Raw genomic sequence first — 20056 nt, 5'->3', positions numbered from 1 at the left:
GTCCTTGTCAGCTTGTCGGGCGGTAAGGGCTCGGATCAGGCCTTGGTAGAAAAACGATAACCGGTGCCGCGCACGGTTTGTACCAGATTCTCATAGGCATCGCCGAGGGCCTTGCGCAGGCGCCGGATGTGCACGTCCACGGTGCGCTCTTCCACATAGACGTTGCCGCCCCAGACCTGGTCCAGCAGCTGGCCGCGGGTGTAGGCGCGCTCTTGGTGGGTCATGAAAAATTGCAGCAGGCGGTATTCGGTCGGGCCCATCTCGGCGGGTTTGCCGTCGATGGTCACGCGGTGGCTGATGGGGTCCAGCAGCAGGCCGCCGACTTCAATCGGCGCTTCGCCATCGGTTGGCCCGGCGCGACGCAGCACGGCCTTCAGGCGTGCCACCAGCTCGCGTGGGGAGAACGGCTTGGTGATGTAATCGTCGGCGCCCACTTCCAGGCCCTGGATCTTGTTGTCCTCTTCACCTTTGGCGGTGAGCATGATGATCGGAATATCACCGGTCAGCTCATCGCGCTTGAGGCGTCGCGCCAATTCGATGCCTGACGTGCCGGGCAGCATCCAGTCCAGCAGAATCAGGTCGGGCTTGCGGTCGACGATGATGGCATGGGCCTGTTGAGAGTTTTCTGCTTCCATGCAGTCATAGCCGGCCATCTCCAACGCAACGGCAATCATCTCGCGAATGGGCGCCTCGTCATCGACGATCAGAATGCTCCTGCCAACCATGGGGTAATCCTCTTGTCATTTAACTGTCTTGCGCCGCATTAGATAACGGAATTATTGCAGTCGTGTGACAGTTATTTCGTGAGTCGGCAGCGAAGGGGATCCTGGGCTACGCTTTTTAGTCCGAATCCTGACAACCACACAAGAAGGTTTCCATGACTTACCTTACCCAATCCATCCGGGCACTGGCGGTAACGGCTGCACTGGCGCTACCGGCATGGGCATTTGCGGCTGAGCCGGCGATGGAAAAAGACGGCATGTTGACCGATCACCAAGGCATGACGCTTTACACGTTTGCCAAAGACGCGGGCGCCAAGTCGATGTGCAACGGCCAATGCGCGACCAACTGGCCGCCGCTCATGGCTAAAGAGAGCGACAAGTCCATGGGCGAATGGACCGTGATCACCCGTGACGACGGCAAGAAGCAGTGGGCCTATAACGGCAAGCCGCTGTACACTTTTGTCATGGACAAAAAGGCCGGGGACATGACCGGTGACGGCAAAATGGACGGCGCCTGGAAGGTCGCCAAGCCCGACTGACGGGCACGGCGCCGAGCGGGTGCTCTTGTGGCGAGGGAGCTTGCTCCCGCTGGGCTGCGCAGCGGCCCCAAGATCTTGCGGTCGCTGCGCAACCGAGCGGGAGCAAGCTCCCTCGCCACAGGGTTCTTCTTGATCCCAGCTCAGTGCTGGGTCAGCGGCCTCAACGCAACGCGTAATCCAGCACAATCCCGACGAAAATCGCCAATCCGGCCCAATGGTTGTGCAAAAACGCCTGGAAGCAACGCATCCGGTCCTTGCTGCGGGTGTACCAGAACTCCCAGGCAAAGCACGCGGCAGCGGCCACCAGCCCCAGGTGGAACCAGCCGCCCAGTTGGAACTTCGACCCGGCCAGCAGCAGGCAAGCCAGGGCCAGGCCTTGCAGTGTCAGGATGATCACCCGGTCGGCATCGCCAAACAGAATCGCCGTGGACTTCACGCCGATCCTCAAGTCATCGTCCCGGTCGGTCATCGCGTAATAGGTGTCGTAGCCCACCGTCCACAGCAAATTGGCGATATACAACAGCCATGCGGCCGCTGGCAGATGGCCGGTTTCGGCGGTGAACGCCATCGGCATACCCCAGGAAAACGCCGCGCCCAGCACCACTTGCGGGTAGTAGGTATAGCGCTTCATGAACGGGTAACTGAACGCCAGCGCCAGCCCGCCAAGGGACAGCAAAATGGTTGGGGCATTGGTGCACAGTACCAGCAGGAAACTCACGCCCATCAGCACCGCAAAGAACACCAGCGCCTCTTTCGAACTGATCTTGCCGCTCACCAGCGGGCGTTGTTCGGTACGTTTGACGTGGCCGTCCACCTTGCGGTCGGCCCAATCGTTGATTACACAACCGCCGGCGCGGGTCAGCACCACGCCGAGGACAAAAATCACGATGTTGGCCAGAGACGGTGAGCCTTCGCCGGCAACCCACAAGGCCCACAGGGTCGGCCACAGCAGCAGGTAAATACCGATGGGCTTGTCCATGCGGGTCAGTTGCAGGAAGTCCCAGGCCCGCGGGTTCAGGCGGTTCAAGGACTTGAGCAGTTGCGTGTACATCAGCAATTCTCCGAATAGGCGCGGGCGACGGTCCACAAGCGCGGCAGGAAGATTTCCGCCACCAGCACGCTCAATGCACCGCGATCGAAACGCGAGCGGCGACCCCATAGTTGCGCGGCGCGAACCTCGTCCGGCAACCAAGGCGCGGGGTAATGGCACACCTCGATGGCCCGGCGCTGGAACGCTTGGTCGCAAAACAGCAGCTCTCCCAGGGAACGGCTGCCCAGCTCATCCATCTGCAACCCATCGCCCTGCAACGCGCTGCGCGCCGCCACACTGCGAGCAAACACCCAAGGCTGGCCGTGGCCGCGCAAGTACACCTCGCGCACCCAGCCCTCGCTGCCTTCGGCCAGATCCAGCGCGGTACATTCGTCGGCGCGCAACGGCCGCCAGCCCTCGAACAACGGCGTCACGCTGAAGTGGTCGTCCGACAGGCGCGTCAAGCGTCGGGTCAGTGAGCCTTCGTCAAACAGCCAGTCGAGCACACAGGCATCGGGGCGTGGCGACAGCAGGGGCCGGGGCAGCCATTGGAGTGTAGGAAATATCGAATTTGTCTGCGGCACGAGGGTCTTGATAGGCAACAAATGAGGTCGCGAGCTTATCATGACGGTCGCCGATTTTGACGGCGCCGGCCTGCCGCGCTGCCGATCATGCTTGCATCTGCGGCGACCGATCAGTACAAAACGCCCTGAGCCGGAAAAGAGCCTTGAGCGACCCCATACCGGCAAACGCCTGACACCTGAGGAAGTACCTGAATGAAGAAGTGGCAATGTATCGTCTGCGGCCTGATCTACAACGAAGCCGATGGTTGGCCGGATGATGGCATCGCCCCCGGCACTCGCTGGGAAGACGTCCCGGCAGACTGGCTGTGCCCGGACTGCGGCGTCGGCAAAATGGATTTCGAAATGATCGAAATCAACTGATCGTTTCCCACACGCATGGAAAGCACCCCATGGAGAGCAGCATGAGCGTAACTGTCATCATCGTCGGTACTGGCCTTGCCGGTTACAACCTGGCCCGGGAGTTTCGCAAGCTCGACAGCGAAACCCCGTTGCTGCTGATCACCGCCGATGACGGCCGCTCGTACTCCAAGCCGATGCTCTCCACCGGTTTTGGCAAAAACAAGGACGCCGACGGCCTGAGCATGGCCGAGCCGGGGACCATGGCCGAGCAACTGAAGGCCGAAGTGCGCACCCATACCCGCATCAGTGGTATCGACCCGGGCCACAAACGGCTGTGGATTGGCGAAGAAGCGGTGAACTACCGCGACCTGATCCTGGCTTGGGGCGCTGAAACCGTGCGCGTACCGGTGCAGGGCGATGCCTCGGAGCTGATCTTCCCCATCAACGACCTGGAAGACTACGCACGCTTTCGCGCCGCCGCTGCCGGTAAGCGCCGGGTGCTGCTGCTCGGCGCCGGCCTGATTGGCTGCGAATTCGCCAACGACCTCATCCTCGGCGGCTACGAAGTGCAACTGGTGGCGCCGTGCGAGCAAGTCATGCCGACCCTGCTGCACCCGGCCGCCGCCGCTGCGGTGCAGGCCGGGCTGGAAAGCCTCGGCGCGCGCTTCCACCTGGGGCCGGTGCTCAACCGCCTGCAACGGGTCGCCGACGGGTTGGAAGCCCACCTGTCCGACGGCCAAGTGATTGCCTGCGACCTGGTGGTCTCGGCCATCGGCCTACGCCCCCGCATCGACCTGGCCGCCGCCGCTGGCCTGGTGGTCAATCGCGGCGTGGTGGTCGACCGCCACCTGAAAACCTCCCACGCCAACATCTACGCCCTGGGCGATTGCGCCGAGGTCGATGGCTTGAACCTGCTGTACGTCATGCCGCTGATGAGCTGCGCCCGCGCCCTGGCCCAAACCCTGGCCGGCAACCCGACCGCCGTGAGCTACGGCGCCATGCCGATCACCGTAAAAACTCCTGTGTGCCCGCTGGTGGTCTCGCCACCGCCGCGGGGTCGCGAAGGCCAGTGGAGCGTCGAAGGGCAGGGCGCCGACATCAAGGCCCTGTGCCGAGACGCCCAAGGCAACCTGCTGGGTTATGCCCTGACAGGGGCAGCGGTGATGGAAAAACTGGCGCTGAACAAAGAACTTCCTCCCCTGCTGGCGTAAATACTGGTCGTTCTGTCGCAAAAACCCTACTTTTGGTCCCACAAAGGTCGTTGGGACACTGGCGCCGCCTGCGGCCCCGTGCCATCCTCACTCCCGTCTGCCGCAGAGTAGAGCCTGCGGCGCCTTAGGGGCTGTTCCGAAGAGAACAGCACGGACATAACAACAAAAAAACCGTCAAAGGGGCTTCATTCATGCGTAAACCAGACCTCGCTGCCGCCATCGCGGAAAAAGCGGACCTCACCAAAGAACAAGCCAACCGCGTGCTCAACGCCGTTCTCGAAGAAATCACCGGCGCCCTGCACCGCAAGGACAGCGTCACCCTGGTAGGCTTCGGCACCTTCCTGCAGCGCCACCGCGGCGCCCGCACCGGCAAAAACCCACAAACCGGCGAGCCTGTGAAAATCAAGGCTAGCAACACGGTTGCGTTCAAGGCGGGTAAGTTTTTGAAGGACAGTGTTAATCCGTAATTGCTGCGAGCTCCTCAGAGAGGAGGAAAGCGGTAACAAAAAAGGCACGTCGATGGAGTCGGGTGCCTTTTTTATTGCGCATGAATCGCTTGGCGGTTGATGCCTGCGGCCTGGTTTTGTGGCGCAGTGCCTCAAGGCAACTCCAGCCCTCCACCCGCTTTGTGCAGTTTGCGCAGGTGCTCGCCGATCTCTTTGACGTTGGCTTCACTTGCGGCAATTTCAGCCGCGCGGCTCGGCTCCAGCAAGGCCCGGACTTCCTTATCCAGGTCACCCGTCAGCGTTTGAAGCTGTTTCTGACGCAAGCTGCTTTCCGACTCCAGTCGTTGCCACTCGCTAGGTTGCGGCAGCCCGTAACCGCTACTGCCCAGCAATTCCGCGGGACGGCTCAGGAAACCGCTGTTGGCGAGAATCTGCTGCAGCGTCGCGTTGGCTCTTTCCATGCCGCCATTCTGCAATTCACGGGCACCGAGGTAGCGCTGCTTGACTTCATCTTGAGCCAGCAGCAACTGCCGGCGATAACTGGCCTGCTCCAGCAGCAGCAACGCTGCGCTAGTGCGCAGGTCGGCTTGTTCGAACCAGACGCGGCGTTCGGCGGCGTCCAGGGCCAGCCAGTCTTCCACCGTTTGTTGCTTGATCGGCAGGTACTTCTTCAGCACGTTGAACATGGCCTGATACCGATCGCGGAATGAGTCGAAGCGGTAGCCCAGTCGCAAGGCTTCCTTGGGATCATCGAGTACGCTGGTATCGGCCAGGCCCCGCCCCTTGAGCACTTCCAGCAAGCCGTTGGGCATGATGCTGTCCAGGCCCTTGAGCTGCTGGTTATTGCTGCCGCTGCGCAGCAGCTTCAAGCTTTCCACCGCGCAGTTGTTGGACAGGAAGTAGTAGTTGCCGTCGTAGCTCCAGTGCATTTCGGCCGCGTGCTCGACGGTTTCCTCGATTTCGGTCCGCGACAAGTTCAGCGGCACTGACGCCAGGCTGCGCAGTTCGGTCTTGGTGTACTCATCAATCACCTGGGCCAACGGCAGTACGAACAGGCGCGACGGGTATTTTCCCACCAGCCCGTCCCAGCTCGACAACTGCACATCGCCCACGAAGGCGCGATACGACAGCACCAGGTGTTGATCCAGATCCAATCGACAATCCGGGCCTCGCGGGCGACCTGGCGCGCAGATCACCAGCCGCAGCATGCTATGGCCCCAGCGGCTGACCCAATTCTGGTTGGCTTCGGCCAGCAGATAATCGACGGCATAGACGCGTTCCGGATCGACCTTGCCCAGGGGCGTCTTGGCGAAGTCGTTACCCGCGTTGAGAAAGGCGAATGACTTGGCGCAGGTATCCTTGGCGGCAGGTGCCCAGCCGAAGTGTTCCTGATAATAGCGATACAGTGCGGGCCGCCGGCAGGCGTAGCTGGGGTCCAGGAGAAAGTACTCCATGTTGACCGCGACAAACTCCTTGGGGCTGCTCGTCTCGTAGATGTCCGGGCTGCGGGCGACCTGGCGGTTGTGCTGTTCCCGTTCACCGCGACGGCCGACGTATTGTGGCCAGCCGGCGAGGTCCAGCAAACGTGGATCATCGCTGAGAGTAAAGCGGCGGTCGTTCTGACCTCGGCATTCATCCGGAAGGCCGATCAGGCCGGCGCTGCTGTTGCGTCGGGTACAACGCTGGATCAGTGCGCGTTCGGCGTCCGGCCATAGGCGCGAGCGGTCATAAATGTGGGTCAGTTCATGCAGGACCGTGGCGAGCATTTCCCGCCGCACCGTGCCGTGGGGACGACGGGTCTTTTGCGTGGCGGCGCTGCCGTCGGTGAGGCTGTCGAGCAGATTGCGATTGAGGTCCAGCTGCGACACCAGCGAGGCTTGGCCGTAGGCGTTGGCGGGCATCTGGTCGGTCCAGCCGACATCGATGCGCCGGTCCAGCCGCTCGATGAAGCGCGGCGGCAGGGCCCGCAGGGCTTCATCGAGTAGTGCCTGGCTGGCCTGCTGTTGCGCCGGGCTCAAGCCGTCGCCGTTGAGGTGTAGTTGCAGGCCGGCCTGGGCGTTGCTGCCCATGAGCAGCAACGCCCAGGCCGTCAGCCAGGCGGCGAGCCGCCTCACAATGCGAGGATGGCTTCGGCGAGTACCTGGTCACTGGCGTCGCGCGCTTCCGGCACGCGAGTGCGCAAGGTGTCGAAAGCGGCCTCGAGATGAGCGCCACGAATTTCACCATTGCTGGCGACAAAACTGGCCGCATCGTCATGGGCTTCACGAACGATTTTCGAATCACGGATGGACGTGGTGGTGTCGGATGTGAAATCGATCGTGCGCTGGGAGGCACGGACGATGATGTTACTGGTGGCTACCAGGGTATGTGCCTGGGCCACATCGGCCAACAACAGCAGGCCTAGGGTGGCAGCAATCAGCGGGCTACGCATGGAACGACTCCGGAGAATAAAGATAACTATTGGACGAGAATTGCTTGTGCCAGTTCAAGGTCGCTGACGTGAAGTTTTGGTTGGGTCCGGCGTAGGTAATCCAGGGCCGACTCCAGTTGTGCCCCTCGCAACTGCCCGTCACTGGCGATAAATGCCGCAGCGTCATCGTGAGCGGCGACGATCAGTTTATGGTCGAAGGGTGCGGAGGTCACCATGCTCGTGGCATAGCCGCTGACCACCACTTGCTGGGTGGACACATCGAAGGCATAGGCCGGAACGGACCAGCAAAAAACGCTAAAGAAAGATGCGATGAACAGATTTGAGTAAAAACGCATGGGACTCGACGTTTGATGGCGAGTCCGAAGGCTAGCGCAAACTCCCGGCCCAGAGCCAGCGCTGAAACATCGGAACACCATTGGCGGGCCGATGTTTCATGTTGGATCAGATAACCAGAATGGCCTGGGCCAGTTGCGCGTCGGTGGCGTTGAGCTGCGGCGCTTGCTGGCGGATGTAATCCAGGGCGCTTTCCAGTTTCACACCACGGATGGCGCCTTCGCTGGCCACGAAGCTGGCGGCGTCATCACGGGCGGCCTGGACGATTTTATTGTCCCGCAGCGACGAGGTTGCATCGGAGGTGGCATCGGACGTGGCCTTGAGTGCACCCACTATGGAGTCGGTGGTGACGATAAAGCTGCTGGCATTGGATTGAGCGGCTACTGCCAGCAAGGCGGCAGCGCTGAGCAGACGAAGACGGATCATGATGAAACTCCTTAATAGAGAAGGGAGGCTGGTGCGTGTAGCAGGAAGAGGAGACGCATGCTCGACTCGCTTCGCCACGTTCGGTTCGATATTAGGTCAGAACGCGTCTGCTGACAGCCTCGGAATGCCCGGACGCCATTTATAGAGGCGCTGAGAGGAAACTGTACTGGTCAATTTTCTACATTGTTTAAACTGTTATTTTCTAGCTGCTGGTATAAAAGCCAGGCCCGGAAACGACAAAACCCGTCGTGGTTACCCACGACGGGTTTTGTTTGTTCAATTCGGTGCTGGCGGTGGACCCGGTGGGTCAGGGCCAGCGACGCTGAGTTAGCGCCAGAACGGCTTGCTCAGCTCTTCGTAGCGTTGTGCTTCGCTGATACCGGCATCAGCCAGCAGGCGCGAATCCAGACGAGCCAGTTGGTGACGGCTGGCGATGCGGCGCTGCCACAACATCAGGTTAGCAATAACGCGAAGAGGCAGGGAAGCCTGGTTTTTTTCAGCTTTGTCTTCGAAAAACAGCTCGGAACTGAGTGTACGTTCCATGGTGAACATCCTTCCGCTTATGGCGGGATTAGGTAGTGGTTTACTGGTGCCCATATTCCTCTCGTTTGGCCAGTCTCTGTAGATACAGTTCACCTGTATTGTGAGAGACCAGTTAACTGTTAAAAGGCGGTGTACTGGTCGATTTTGATGCAACTGTACTTGTCTGCACTGTAATAGTGCGTTTTTAGGTCTTTGGCTCTGTTTCGTGGGAAAAGACTGTAAGAAAACACCGGTACAGCAGTACAGTTTTTGTCGATTAGGATTCGAATGGCAGCGTCCGATCAAAACTGTTTTGCCGTAGCGGTGATCCCGCTGTATCAAACCGCCAACATGCGTCCGGTTTCTTCCAGGTTCAGGTGCCAACTCAGTGCATCGCGCAGGATGTGCGGGGTATGTCCACCCAAGAGGCAAGCCGCTTCAAAATATTCATTCAAGGCCTGGCGATAGGATGGGTGTACGCAGTTATCGATGACGACCCGCGCCCGCTCCCGCGGTGCCAGACCTCGCAGGTCGGCTAGGCCGATCTCGGTCACCAGAATGTCGACATCGTGCTCGGTATGATCCACATGGCTGACCATCGGCACGACGCTGGAAATCGCGCCGCCTTTGGCGATCGACTTGGTGACGAAAATCGCCAAGTGCGCATTCCGGGCGAAATCCCCCGAGCCACCGATGCCATTCATCATCCGCGTACCACAGACATGGGTGGAGTTGACGTTGCCATACAGGTCGAACTCCAGCGCCGTGTTGATGGCAATGATGCCCAGGCGACGCACCACTTCAGGGTGGTTGGAGATCTCCTGCGGGCGCAGGACCAGTTTGTCTTTGTACTTTTCCAGATGTCCAAAGACATCGGCATTGCGTCGACCTGACAACGTGATGGAGCTGCCCGAAGCAAAGCTCAGTTTGCCGGCGTCGATCAGATCGAATGTGGAGTCCTGTAGCACCTCGGAGTACATGGTCAGGTCTTCGAACGGAGAGTCGATCAGCCCGCACATCACGGCGTTGGCGATATTGCCGATGCCGGCCTGCAATGGCCCGAGCTTGTTGGTCATGCGCCCGGCCGCGACTTCCTGCTTGAAAAAATCGATTAAATGATCGGCGATAGCCTGTGTATCGCTGTCCGGAGGCAAAACGGTCGAAGGCGAGTCGGCTTGGTTGGTGATGACGATAGCGGCTATTTTTTCCGCTGGGATCGGGATCGCGGAACTGCCGATGCGGTCGTCGACTTTCACCAGGGGGATCGGTGTACGGGTCGGTCGATAGGTGGGGATATAGATGTCGTGCAACCCTTCCAGGTTCGGGTTGTGCGCCAGGTTGATTTCAACGATCACCTGTTTGGCGAAGATGGCAAAGCTAGCCGAATTGCCGACCGAAGTGGTCGGCACGATATGCCCCTGTTCGGTGATGGCCACCGCTTCGATCACCGCAATGTCGGGCAGCTTGAGTTGGGCGTTGCGCATTTGCTCGACGGTTTCCGAGAGATGCTGGTCAATGAACATCACCTCGCCTGCGTTGATCGCCTTGCGCAGCGTGCTGTCGACCTGGAAGGGCATGCGTCGTGCCAGCACGCCGGCTTCGGTGAGCTCCTTGTCCAGATCGTTACCCAGACTTGCGCCGGTCATCAGGCTGATTTTCAGCGGAGTGACCTTGGCGCGCTCGGCCAGGGCGTGGGGGACCGCTTTCGCTTCACCGGCGCGGGTAAAGCCGCTCATGCCGACGGTCATGCCGTCCTGAATCAACAAGGCTGCTTCGGCAGCGCTCATCACTTTATCCAACAACGAAGGCAAGCGGATGCGGTCACGGTACATGGGAGGTTATCTCGGGCTGGATGCAGGATGCGCAGTCTAGTGAATTCGCGCTGTGCCCGACCCGCTACAAAAGTCGCATTTTGGGCGTCTATTACGGGCGTTTCAGGCAAAACATTATTACCGGATCGGTAACGTTGGCCCTTGATACAAATCAAAACGCCCCGACAAGTCGGGGCGTTAGTGGTGAAGCAGGTGGAATTACTCCACTGCTTTGACCATGTCTTCGATGACCTTCTTGGCGTCACCGAACACCATCATGGTCTTGTCGAGATAGAACAGCTCGTTGTCCAGACCGGCATAGCCGCTGGCCATCGAGCGCTTGTTGACGATGATGGTCTTGGCCTTGAAGGCCTCGAGGATCGGCATGCCGGCAATCGGCGATTTCGGATCGTTCTTCGCCGCCGGGTTCACCACGTCGTTGGCGCCGAGCACCAGCACCACATCGGCCTGACCGAACTCGGAGTTGATGTCTTCCATCTCGAACACCTGGTCGTAAGGCACTTCAGCTTCGGCCAGCAGCACGTTCATGTGTCCGGGCATGCGACCTGCTACCGGGTGGATCGCGTATTTAACGGTCACGCCGCGATGGGTCAATTTCTCGGTCAGCTCTTTCAGTGCGTGTTGCGCGCGGGCCACCGCAAGGCCATAGCCCGGCACGATGATCACCGTGTCGGCGTTGGTCAGCAGGAAGGTTGCATCGTCTGCCGAGCCGGACTTCACCGGACGGGCTTCTTTGGAGCCTGCCGGGCCAGCAGCATCTGCTGTGTTGCCGAAACCGCCGAGCAACACGTTGAAGAACGAACGGTTCATCGCCTTGCACATGATGTACGACAGGATCGCACCGCTCGAACCTACCAGCGAACCGGCAATAATCAGCATCGAGTTGTTCAGCGAGAAGCCGATACCCGCTGCGGCCCAACCGGAATAACTGTTGAGCATCGACACCACCACCGGCATGTCCGCGCCGCCGATTGGGATGATGATCAGCACGCCCAGCACAAAGGCCAGGGCCAGCATCAAGGCGAACGCGCCGAGGTTGCCGGTGAACATGAACATCAGGCCCAGGCCCAGCGTGGCAAGGCCCAGGATCAGGTTGAGCTTGTGCTGGCCGCCAAACTGTACCGGTGCGCCTTGGAACAGGCGGAACTTGTACTTGCCCGAGAGCTTGCCGAACGCGATCACCGAACCGGAGAAGGTGATGGCACCGATGGCTGCGCCGAGGAACAGCTCCAGGCGGTTACCCGCCGGGATCGAATCACCCAACTGCTTGACGATACCCAGGGACTGCGGCTCGACGACGGCGGCGATGGCAATGAATACCGCTGCGAGGCCGATCATGCTGTGCATGAACGCCACCAGCTCAGGCATCTTGGTCATCTCGACACGCTTGGCCATGATCGAACCGGCGGTACCGCCAACCAGCAGGCCGACGATGACGTAGCCGATGCCAGCTGTCGCCAGCTCAGCGCCCAGCTTATAGATGAGGCCCACGGTAGTGAGCACCGCCAACGCCATGCCGAGCATGCCGAACAGGTTGCCACGGCGTGACGTGGTGGGGTGCGACAGGCCTTTGAGAGCCTGGATGAAGCAGATCGACGCGATCAGGTAGAGCGTCGTTACCAGATTCATGCTCATTACTTGGGCGCCTCTTCTTTTACGGCTTTCGGGGCTTTTTTCTTGAACATTTCAAGCATGCGGCGCGTCACCAGGAAGCCACCGAACACGTTTACGGCGGCCAGGGCTACGGCGAGGGTACCCATGGTCTTGCCCAGCGGCGTCACGGTCAGCGCGGCGGCGAGCATGGCGCCGACGATCACGATCGCCGAAATAGCGTTGGTCACTGCCATCAACGGCGTGTGCAGTGCAGGTGTCACGTTCCAGACCACGTGGTAACCGACATAAATCGCCAGCACGAAGATGATCAGGTTGTAGATACCGGGGGAGATGAGCTCTTCCATTGTCTGAATCCCTGCTTAGGCGTTTTTACGGATGACTTGGCCGTCGCGGCACATCAGGCACGCGGCGACGATGTCGTCTTCCAGGTTCACGTCGAACTGACCTTCCTTGGTGAAGACCAGCTTCAGGAAGTCCAGCAGGTTACGGGCGTACAGCGCCGAAGCATCAGCCGCGACTTCACCGGCCAGGTTGGTCGGGCCGCAAATGGTCACGCCATTCTCGACCACGACCTGATCAGCCACGGTCAGCGGGCAGTTACCGCCCTGGGCTGCCGCGAGGTCGATGACCACCGAACCGGGTTTCATCTGCGCGACGGTTTCGGCGCTCAGCAACGTCGGTGCCTTGCGGCCCGGAATCAACGCCGTGGTGATGACGATGTCAGCCTGTTTGGCGCGTTCGTGCACAGCCTGGGCCTGACGCTGCATCCAGCTGGCGGGCATGGGCCGGGCGTAACCGCCGACGCCGACGGCGCATTCACGCTCTTCATCGGTTTCATAAGGCACATCGACGAACTTGGCGCCGAGGGATTCGATTTGCTCCTTCACCGCCGGACGCACGTCCGAAGCCTCGATCACCGCGCCCAGGCGCTTGGCCGTGGCAATCGCCTGCAGCCCGGCCACGCCGGCACCGAGAATCAGCACGCGCGCCGCTTTCACGGTGCCCGCGGCGGTCATCAGCATCGGCATGAAGCGTGGATAGTAGTGAGCGGCGAGCAACACAGCTTTATAGCCGGCGATGTTCGCTTGAGACGACAGCACATCCAGGCTCTGGGCGCGGGAGGTACGTGGCGCGGCCTCAAGGGCGAAAGCGGTAATCCCACATTCGGCCAGCTTGGCGATAGTTTCGTTGTTGAACGGGTTGAGCATGCCTACCAGCACGGTGCCGCTCTTGATCAACGTCAGTTCGCTGTCGCTGGGGGCGACCACCTTGAGGATCAGTTCGGCGCCGAACGCTTCACTGGCGCTGCCAATGGTTGCGCCCGCCGCTTCATAAGCACTGTCGATAACGCTGGCCTTGATGCCGGCGCCGCTTTGAACAGTGACTTTATGGCCTTGGCCGATCAGTTTCTTGATGGTTTCCGGGGTAGCAGCAACCCGTGTTTCACCCGTTTGGGTTTCGAGGGGAACACCAATGTGCACGTCAAATCTCCTGCGTGATCTTATTGAGTAAACCCAGGCACTTCGGATGGTGCGGTTGGGGCGGCCGATCAGCACGATCCCGCCAAACCAGGCGGGGCGCGGCATTTTGCAGGCGAAAATTCAGCCCTTCAAGGGATTATGACGGGTGACGGAAAATTAACTACAAGTCACCCTGTGACCGAATGTCGCAATTATTGATCGGCATCCCATGTGGGCCGTGCTTTTCAAGGGTTCAGGCTTAAATTGACAATTTTTCCCATCGGCCAGATGAATAAGCCGTGATGCGCTGCGCGATGTGGCTCAAAGCCATGTATTTAAACGCTTTAGAGACTACTGTACTGACTTCATAACAGAATGACTGAATGCGACATATAGTTATATCTGTAGCGACTTTGCTTAGTTGACTACCTAAGTTGGTTATAGATTTTTCCTTATTAATCAAGGTGATAATCCATTGCTTGTCTCACAAGCCAGTCACGAAAAGCCCGAAGAGAGGCGGATTCCACTTTTCGCTCGGGAATCATCAGGTAGTAGGCCTTGATACTCGACAGTGCGTTGCGGTTGGCAACGACCAGTCGTTTCTCTGCCAGCTCGCGCTGAATCAAAAAGGGCGGGATCAACGCAACCCCCATGTCGTGCATGGCCGCTTGGGCAAGCATGGAGAATAGTTCATAACGCGGGCCTGTCAGGTCGCGTGCAATGTTCAGGTTCTGCGAGCTGAACCATTGGCGCCAGGCATACGGGCGCGTGGTTTGTTGCAGCAAGGGCAGTTCGGCGATGGCTTGCGCTGTCAGGCTGTTCTGGTTGCCGAGTAAGGCGGGGCTGCACACCGGCATTGGGTTTTCGCCCATCAGCTTGTGGGATTCGGTACCGGACCAGTCCGCATCACCGAAATAGATGGCAGCGTCAAACTCCGTATCCGCAAAAAGAAAGGGGCGCGTGCGGTTGGTCAGGTTTACGGTGACCTCCGGATGCTGCTGCTGGAAATCCTTGAGGCGTGGTAACAGCCATTGAGTGCCAAACGTCGGAACCACCGCCAGTTCGATCACATTCGCGCCGGTGTGTCCCATCACCGAAAGCGTATCGCGCTCCACGGCGTCGAGTTGGGTGGCAATCCGCCGGCTGTAGGAAAGACCCGCTTCGGTCAGTTTGACTCCGCGTCGCGAGCGTCGGAACAGCTCCACGCTGAGGAAATCCTCCAGGCTGGCAATCTGTCGGCAAATAGCCCCTTGTGTCAGAGACAGCTCTTGCGCGGCCTTGGTAAAGCTCTCGTGGCGTGCAGCGGCCTCAAAACTGATCAGGGCGGCGGTGCTGGGGATTTTACGGCGCATATACGCAAGCCTCACTGAAGATGGGCATAAACGGGGTTTATGACGTTTACGGAGTGAGAAATTAGCACAAGACTATGCCGAATCCTCGTTTGCCCTTGTAGGAAACCGCGCCTAGGATCAATCCACGATTTTCATTTAATTGGCGAGGACTCTTTCATGGCCGGTAAAGCGAGCTTCAACTGGATCGATCCATTGTTGCTGGACCAGCAGCTCACCGAAGAAGAACGCATGATTCGCGACACTGCTGAGCAGTTCGCCCAGCAGAAGCTCGCGCCGCGGGTGCTGGAAGCGTTCCGTCATGAGAAAACCGATCCGGCGATCTTCCGTGAGATGGGTGAGGTGGGGCTGCTGGGAGCAACCATCCCCGAACAATACGGCGGCAGTGGGCTGAACTATGTCAGCTATGGCTTGATCGCCCGCGAAGTGGAGCGTGTCGATTCCGGCTATCGCTCGATGATGAGCGTGCAATCCTCGCTCGTCATGGTGCCGATCAATGAATTTGGTACCGAGGCGCAAAAACAGAAATACCTGCCGAAGCTGGCCTCCGGTGAATGGATCGGCTGCTTTGGTCTGACCGAGCCGAACCATGGTTCCGACCCAGGCGCGATGATTACTCGTGCGCGCAAGGTGGAAGGCGGCTACAGCCTGACGGGCAGCAAGATGTGGATCACTAACAGTCCGATTGCCGATGTATTTGTCGTCTGGGGCAAGGACGACGCGGGTGATATCCGCGGCTTCGTACTCGAGAAGGGCTGGAAAGGCCTGAGTGCGCCGGCCATTCATGGCAAGGTCGGCCTGCGTGCTTCGATCACGGGCGAGATCGTCATGGACAACGTGTTCGTTCCGGAAGAAAACATCTTCCCGGATGTGCGTGGCCTGAAGGGGCCGTTTACTTGCCTGAACTCGGCGCGCTACGGCATCTCCTGGGGCGCCCTGGGGGCCGCCGAGTTCTGCTGGCACACCGCTCGCCAATACACGCTGGACCGGCAGCAGTTCGGTCGTCCTCTGGCTGCCACTCAGTTGATCCAGAAGAAACTGGCCGACATGCAGACTGAAATCACCCTCGCCTTGCAAGGATGCCTGCGTCTGGGACGTATGAAAGATGAGGGCACGGCCGCAGTTGAAATTACTTCGATCATGAAGCGCAACTCCTGCGGCAAATCCTTGGATATCGCACGTATGGCCCGGGACATGCTGGGCGGCAACGGTATCTCCGATGAGTTCGGCATCGCTCGTCATCTCGTGAACCTGGAAGTGGTGAACACCTACGAGGGCACGCACGACGTTCATGCGCTCATTCTTGGGCGTGCGCAAACCGGTATCCAGGCGTTCTATTAATAGGAGGACGGTATGGGCGCGCTTTCGCACCTGCGGGTATTGGATTTATCGAGGGTGTTGGCTGGGCCTTGGGCTGGACAGATCCTGGCTGACCTAGGGGCTGAGGTGATCAAGGTCGAGCGTCCTGGCAATGGTGACGATACACGCGCCTGGGGCCCGCCCTTCTTGAAGGATGCGTATGGCGAGAATACGACCGAGGCGGCGTATTACTTATCGGCCAATCGCAACAAGCAATCGGTCACCATCGATTTCACACGTCCTGAGGGGCAGAGGTTGGTTCGGGAGTTGGCGGCGAAGTCCGACATCCTGATCGAGAACTTCAAGGTGGGAGGGTTGGCGGCCTATGGTCTGGACTACGAATCGCTAAAGGCGGCCAACCCGCAATTGATCTATTGCTCGATTACCGGGTTCGGTCAGACCGGTCCTTACGCCAAGCGTGCCGGGTATGACTTCATGATTCAGGGGCTGGGGGGCTTGATGAGCCTTACGGGTCGGCCTGAAGGTGATGAAGGGGCGGGGCCCGTGAAGGTCGGGGTTGCGCTGACGGATATCCTTACGGGTGTTTATTCGACGGTTGCCATTCTGGCGGCACTGGCGCACCGCGAGCATGCGGGTGGTGGGCAGCATATCGATATGGCCTTGCTGGATGTTCAAGTCGCTTGCCTGGCCAATCAGGCGATGAACTACCTGACCACGGGCAATGCACCGAAGCGACTGGGCAATGCTCATCCGAACATCGTGCCCTATCAGGATTTTCCTACGGCTGACGGTGACTTCATCCTTACTGTGGGGAACGACGGTCAGTTTCGAAAATTCGCCGAGGTAGCTGGCCAGCCGCAGTGGGCTGATGATCCGCGTTTCGCTACAAACAAGTTGCGGGTGGCGAACCGTGCGGCCTTGATTCCATTGATTCGCCAGGCGACGGTGTTCAAGACCACTGCCGAGTGGGTGGCTCAGTTGGAGCAGGCCGGGGTGCCTTGTGGGCCGATCAACGACCTGGCCCAGGTGTTTGCTGACCCTCAGGTGCAGGCTCGTGGGCTGGCGATGGAGTTGCCCCATGCGCTGGCAGGTAAAGTGCCCCAGGTGGCCAACCCTATTCGGCTGTCCGAGACGCCGGTGGAGTATCGCAGTGCGCCTCCTTTATTGGGGGAGCACCCCTGGAGGTGCTGCAGCGTGTGTTGGGGTTAGATGTGGCTGCGGTGACGGTGCTCAGGGAAGCAGGGGTTCTTTAAGTCTCTCCTCTATATATAGAAAGGGGCTTTTAGAAAACGCGGTTTTCCAATGTTGCGCAACTTATTGATAGAAAAGCGAAATTAAGGGTTGACGGCAAATCCTGGACGTCTATAATTCGCCCCACTTCCGGCGCAGTCGAAACGGAAAACTCCTTGAGATTCAATGAGTTATACGGTTTTCGACAGCGGCCTGCTTCAGTTCATCGAAGCCTGGAAGGAGTCAATGGGGCGGTGTTGTTTGGCCCTGTCGACGGTTCGATCTTCTCGGTCGAAAGCGGAGAAAAAGAGGTGTTGACAGCAGCGAGTAACGCTGTAGAATTCGCCTCCCGCTAACGAGAGATCGGAAGCGCAAGTGGTTGAAGTTGCAAAGGAAACTTTGAAAACTTCTGAAAATAACCGCTTGACAGATACACGGGGCGCTGTAGAATGCGCGCCTCGGTTGAGACGAAAGGCTCAACCCACCGCTCTTTAACAACTGAATCAAGCAATTCGTGTGGGTGCTTGTGGAGTCAGACTGCTAGTCAACAGATTATCAGCATCACAAGTTACTCCGCGAGAAATCAAAGATGTAACCAACGATTGCTGAGCCAAGTTTAGGGTTTTCTCAAAACCCAAAGATGTTTGAACTGAAGAGTTTGATCATGGCTCAGATTGAACGCTGGCGGCAGGCCTAACACATGCAAGTCGAGCGGTAGAGAGAAGCTTGCTTCTCTTGAGAGCGGCGGACGGGTGAGTAATGCCTAGGAATCTGCCTGGTAGTGGGGGATAACGCTCGGAAACGGACGCTAATACCGCATACGTCCTACGGGAGAAAGCAGGGGACCTTCGGGCCTTGCGCTATCAGATGAGCCTAGGTCGGATTAGCTAGTTGGTGGGGTAATGGCTCACCAAGGCGACGATCCGTAACTGGTCTGAGAGGATGATCAGTCACACTGGAACTGAGACACGGTCCAGACTCCTACGGGAGGCAGCAGTGGGGAATATTGGACAATGGGCGAAAGCCTGATCCAGCCATGCCGCGTGTGTGAAGAAGGTCTTCGGATTGTAAAGCACTTTAAGTTGGGAGGAAGGGCAGTTGCTTAATACGTAACTGTCTTGACGTTACCGACAGAATAAGCACCGGCTAACTCTGTGCCAGCAGCCGCGGTAATACAGAGGGTGCAAGCGTTAATCGGAATTACTGGGCGTAAAGCGCGCGTAGGTGGTTTGTTAAGTTGGATGTGAAATCCCCGGGCTCAACCTGGGAACTGCATTCAAAACTGACAAGCTAGAGTATGGTAGAGGGTGGTGGAATTTCCTGTGTAGCGGTGAAATGCGTAGATATAGGAAGGAACACCAGTGGCGAAGGCGACCACCTGGACTGATACTGACACTGAGGTGCGAAAGCGTGGGGAGCAAACAGGATTAGATACCCTGGTAGTCCACGCCGTAAACGATGTCAACTAGCCGTTGGGAGCCTTGAGCTCTTAGTGGCGCAGCTAACGCATTAAGTTGACCGCCTGGGGAGTACGGCCGCAAGGTTAAAACTCAAATGAATTGACGGGGGCCCGCACAAGCGGTGGAGCATGTGGTTTAATTCGAAGCAACGCGAAGAACCTTACCAGGCCTTGACATCCAATGAACTTTCCAGAGATGGATTGGTGCCTTCGGGAACATTGAGACAGGTGCTGCATGGCTGTCGTCAGCTCGTGTCGTGAGATGTTGGGTTAAGTCCCGTAACGAGCGCAACCCTTGTCCTTAGTTACCAGCACGTTATGGTGGGCACTCTAAGGAGACTGCCGGTGACAAACCGGAGGAAGGTGGGGATGACGTCAAGTCATCATGGCCCTTACGGCCTGGGCTACACACGTGCTACAATGGTCGGTACAGAGGGTTGCCAAGCCGCGAGGTGGAGCTAATCCCACAAAACCGATCGTAGTCCGGATCGCAGTCTGCAACTCGACTGCGTGAAGTCGGAATCGCTAGTAATCGCGAATCAGAATGTCGCGGTGAATACGTTCCCGGGCCTTGTACACACCGCCCGTCACACCATGGGAGTGGGTTGCACCAGAAGTAGCTAGTCTAACCTTCGGGAGGACGGTTACCACGGTGTGATTCATGACTGGGGTGAAGTCGTAACAAGGTAGCCGTAGGGGAACCTGCGGCTGGATCACCTCCTTAATCGACGACCGCAGCTGCTCCATGAGCTCCCACACGAATTGCTTGATTCATTGAAGAAGACGATAGAAGCAGCTTTAAGCTCCAAGCTGATAGCTCATAGCTAACAGTTACAAGCTCGAAATTGGGTCTGTAGCTCAGTTGGTTAGAGCGCACCCCTGATAAGGGTGAGGTCGGCAGTTCGAATCTGCCCAGACCCACCAATTTTGTTATGGGGCCATAGCTCAGCTGGGAGAGCGCCTGCCTTGCACGCAGGAGGTCAGCGGTTCGATCCCGCTTGGCTCCACCATAAACTGCTTCTGAAAGCTTAGAAATGAGCATTCCATCAAGGTGATGGTGAATGTTGATTTCTAGTCTTTTGATTAGATCGTTCTTTAAAAATTTGGGTATGTGATAGAAAGATAGACTGGACGTTACTTTCACTGGTAACGGATCAGGCTAAGGTAAAATTTGTGAGTTGCTCTTAAGTGAGCAAGCGTACGAATTTT

The 20056-nt window shown here is 58.4% G+C and carries 18 protein-coding genes, 2 tRNA genes, 1 rRNA gene and 1 pseudogene; 9 read left to right on the top strand and 13 right to left on the bottom strand.

Annotated features, from left to right (window positions below; translation table 11 throughout):
• Positions 1-35: 35 nt before the first annotated feature.
• Entirely contained in the window at positions 36-725 is a 690-nt protein-coding gene (gene phoB / locus CD58_RS28225; RefSeq protein ID WP_003177195.1) for a phosphate regulon transcriptional regulator PhoB, read from the bottom strand.
• A 152-nt stretch (positions 726-877) separates the two neighbouring features.
• Between phoB and CD58_RS28220 the strand changes: the two genes are divergently transcribed.
• Complete coding sequence (locus CD58_RS28220; RefSeq protein WP_025216199.1) at positions 878-1261, top strand: hypothetical protein; 384 nt, start codon at positions 878-880, stop codon at positions 1259-1261.
• A 160-nt stretch (positions 1262-1421) separates the two neighbouring features.
• Here CD58_RS28220 and ubiA read toward each other — a convergent pair whose 3' ends face one another.
• Both ubiA and CD58_RS28210 read right to left on the bottom strand, forming a co-directional pair.
• Entirely contained in the window at positions 1422-2312 is an 891-nt protein-coding gene (ubiA, locus tag CD58_RS28215; RefSeq protein ID WP_025216198.1) for a 4-hydroxybenzoate octaprenyltransferase, read from the bottom strand.
• Positions 2312-2875: a chorismate--pyruvate lyase family protein gene (locus CD58_RS28210; protein ID WP_025216197.1), complete on the bottom strand. Its 564-nt coding sequence runs from the start codon at positions 2873-2875 to the stop codon at positions 2312-2314. Before CD58_RS28210 ends, ubiA begins: the two co-directional genes overlap by 1 nt.
• A 192-nt stretch (positions 2876-3067) precedes the next feature.
• Between CD58_RS28210 and CD58_RS28205 the strand changes: the two genes are divergently transcribed.
• The 3 genes from CD58_RS28205 (at position 3068) to CD58_RS28195 (ending at position 4892) form a co-directional block, all read left to right on the top strand.
• A complete protein-coding gene (locus tag CD58_RS28205) occupies positions 3068-3235 on the top strand; it encodes a rubredoxin (protein WP_003177199.1) in 168 nt (55 codons plus the stop codon).
• 41 nt (positions 3236-3276) lie between these two features.
• Complete coding sequence (locus CD58_RS28200) at positions 3277-4425, top strand: NAD(P)/FAD-dependent oxidoreductase (RefSeq protein WP_025216196.1); 1149 nt, start codon at positions 3277-3279, stop codon at positions 4423-4425.
• A gap of 191 nt (positions 4426-4616) precedes the next feature.
• Positions 4617-4892, top strand: a complete 276-nt coding sequence (locus CD58_RS28195) for an HU family DNA-binding protein (RefSeq protein ID WP_025216195.1) — start codon at positions 4617-4619, stop codon at positions 4890-4892.
• Between the two features lie 131 nt (positions 4893-5023).
• Here CD58_RS28195 and CD58_RS28190 read toward each other — a convergent pair whose 3' ends face one another.
• The 10 genes from CD58_RS28190 to CD58_RS28145 all read right to left on the bottom strand — a co-directional run bounded on the left by CD58_RS28190 (position 5024) and on the right by CD58_RS28145 (position 14841).
• Complete coding sequence (locus CD58_RS28190) at positions 5024-6985, bottom strand: DUF4105 domain-containing protein (RefSeq protein WP_025216194.1); 1962 nt, start codon at positions 6983-6985, stop codon at positions 5024-5026.
• Positions 6982-7302, bottom strand: coding sequence for a DUF2388 domain-containing protein (locus tag CD58_RS28185; protein ID WP_025216193.1), 321 nt, complete (start codon positions 7300-7302; stop codon positions 6982-6984). The genes CD58_RS28190 and CD58_RS28185 overlap by 4 nt, the downstream gene beginning before the upstream one ends.
• Before the next feature lie 26 nt (positions 7303-7328).
• Positions 7329-7637, bottom strand: coding sequence for a DUF2388 domain-containing protein (locus CD58_RS28180; RefSeq protein ID WP_025216192.1), 309 nt, complete (start codon positions 7635-7637; stop codon positions 7329-7331).
• Between the two features lie 106 nt (positions 7638-7743).
• The gene (locus tag CD58_RS28175) at positions 7744-8061 is read right to left on the bottom strand and encodes a DUF2388 domain-containing protein (protein ID WP_025216191.1); all 318 of its coding nucleotides are present in this window, start codon (positions 8059-8061) and stop codon (positions 7744-7746) included.
• A gap of 327 nt (positions 8062-8388) precedes the next feature.
• Positions 8389-8604, bottom strand: coding sequence for a DUF1127 domain-containing protein (locus tag CD58_RS28170; protein WP_003187014.1), 216 nt, complete (start codon positions 8602-8604; stop codon positions 8389-8391).
• Positions 8605-8921: 317 nt separating this feature from the next.
• Positions 8922-10415: an acetyl-CoA hydrolase/transferase family protein gene (locus CD58_RS28165; protein WP_025216190.1), complete on the bottom strand. Its 1494-nt coding sequence runs from the start codon at positions 10413-10415 to the stop codon at positions 8922-8924.
• 198 nt (positions 10416-10613) lie between these two features.
• Positions 10614-12050 (bottom strand): NAD(P)(+) transhydrogenase (Re/Si-specific) subunit beta, encoded by a 1437-nt coding sequence (locus tag CD58_RS28160; RefSeq protein WP_025216189.1) that lies wholly within the window; start codon positions 12048-12050, stop codon positions 10614-10616.
• A complete protein-coding gene (locus CD58_RS28155; protein WP_003187010.1) occupies positions 12050-12373 on the bottom strand; it encodes an NAD(P) transhydrogenase subunit alpha in 324 nt (107 codons plus the stop codon). Before CD58_RS28155 ends, CD58_RS28160 begins: the two co-directional genes overlap by 1 nt.
• Positions 12374-12388: 15 nt before the next feature.
• Positions 12389-13510, bottom strand: coding sequence for a Re/Si-specific NAD(P)(+) transhydrogenase subunit alpha (locus CD58_RS28150; protein WP_025216188.1), 1122 nt, complete (start codon positions 13508-13510; stop codon positions 12389-12391).
• Positions 13511-13944: 434 nt separating this feature from the next.
• Positions 13945-14841: a LysR family transcriptional regulator gene (locus CD58_RS28145; RefSeq protein ID WP_025216187.1), complete on the bottom strand. Its 897-nt coding sequence runs from the start codon at positions 14839-14841 to the stop codon at positions 13945-13947.
• 156 nt (positions 14842-14997) lie between these two features.
• Here CD58_RS28145 and CD58_RS28140 point away from each other — a divergent pair, with 156 nt between their 5' ends.
• The 5 genes and pseudogenes from CD58_RS28140 to CD58_RS28120 all read left to right on the top strand — a co-directional run bounded on the left by CD58_RS28140 (position 14998) and on the right by CD58_RS28120 (position 19857).
• Positions 14998-16179 (top strand): acyl-CoA dehydrogenase, encoded by a 1182-nt coding sequence (locus CD58_RS28140; RefSeq protein ID WP_025216186.1) that lies wholly within the window; start codon positions 14998-15000, stop codon positions 16177-16179.
• A 12-nt stretch (positions 16180-16191) separates the two neighbouring features.
• Positions 16192-17411: pseudogene (locus CD58_RS28135) on the top strand (CaiB/BaiF CoA transferase family protein).
• A 623-nt stretch (positions 17412-18034) separates the two neighbouring features.
• Positions 18035-19571 (top strand): 16S ribosomal RNA (locus tag CD58_RS28130).
• 123 nt (positions 19572-19694) lie between these two features.
• Positions 19695-19771, top strand: a tRNA-Ile gene (locus CD58_RS28125).
• Positions 19772-19781: 10 nt separating this feature from the next.
• Positions 19782-19857 (top strand) — tRNA-Ala (locus CD58_RS28120).
• Positions 19858-20056: the final 199 nt, after the last annotated feature.

It is taken from the genome of Pseudomonas brassicacearum, assembly GCF_000585995.1.
Lineage (GTDB): Bacteria > Pseudomonadota > Gammaproteobacteria > Pseudomonadales > Pseudomonadaceae > Aquipseudomonas > Aquipseudomonas brassicacearum_A.
This window is presented reverse-complemented; position numbering and strand designations above follow the sequence as displayed.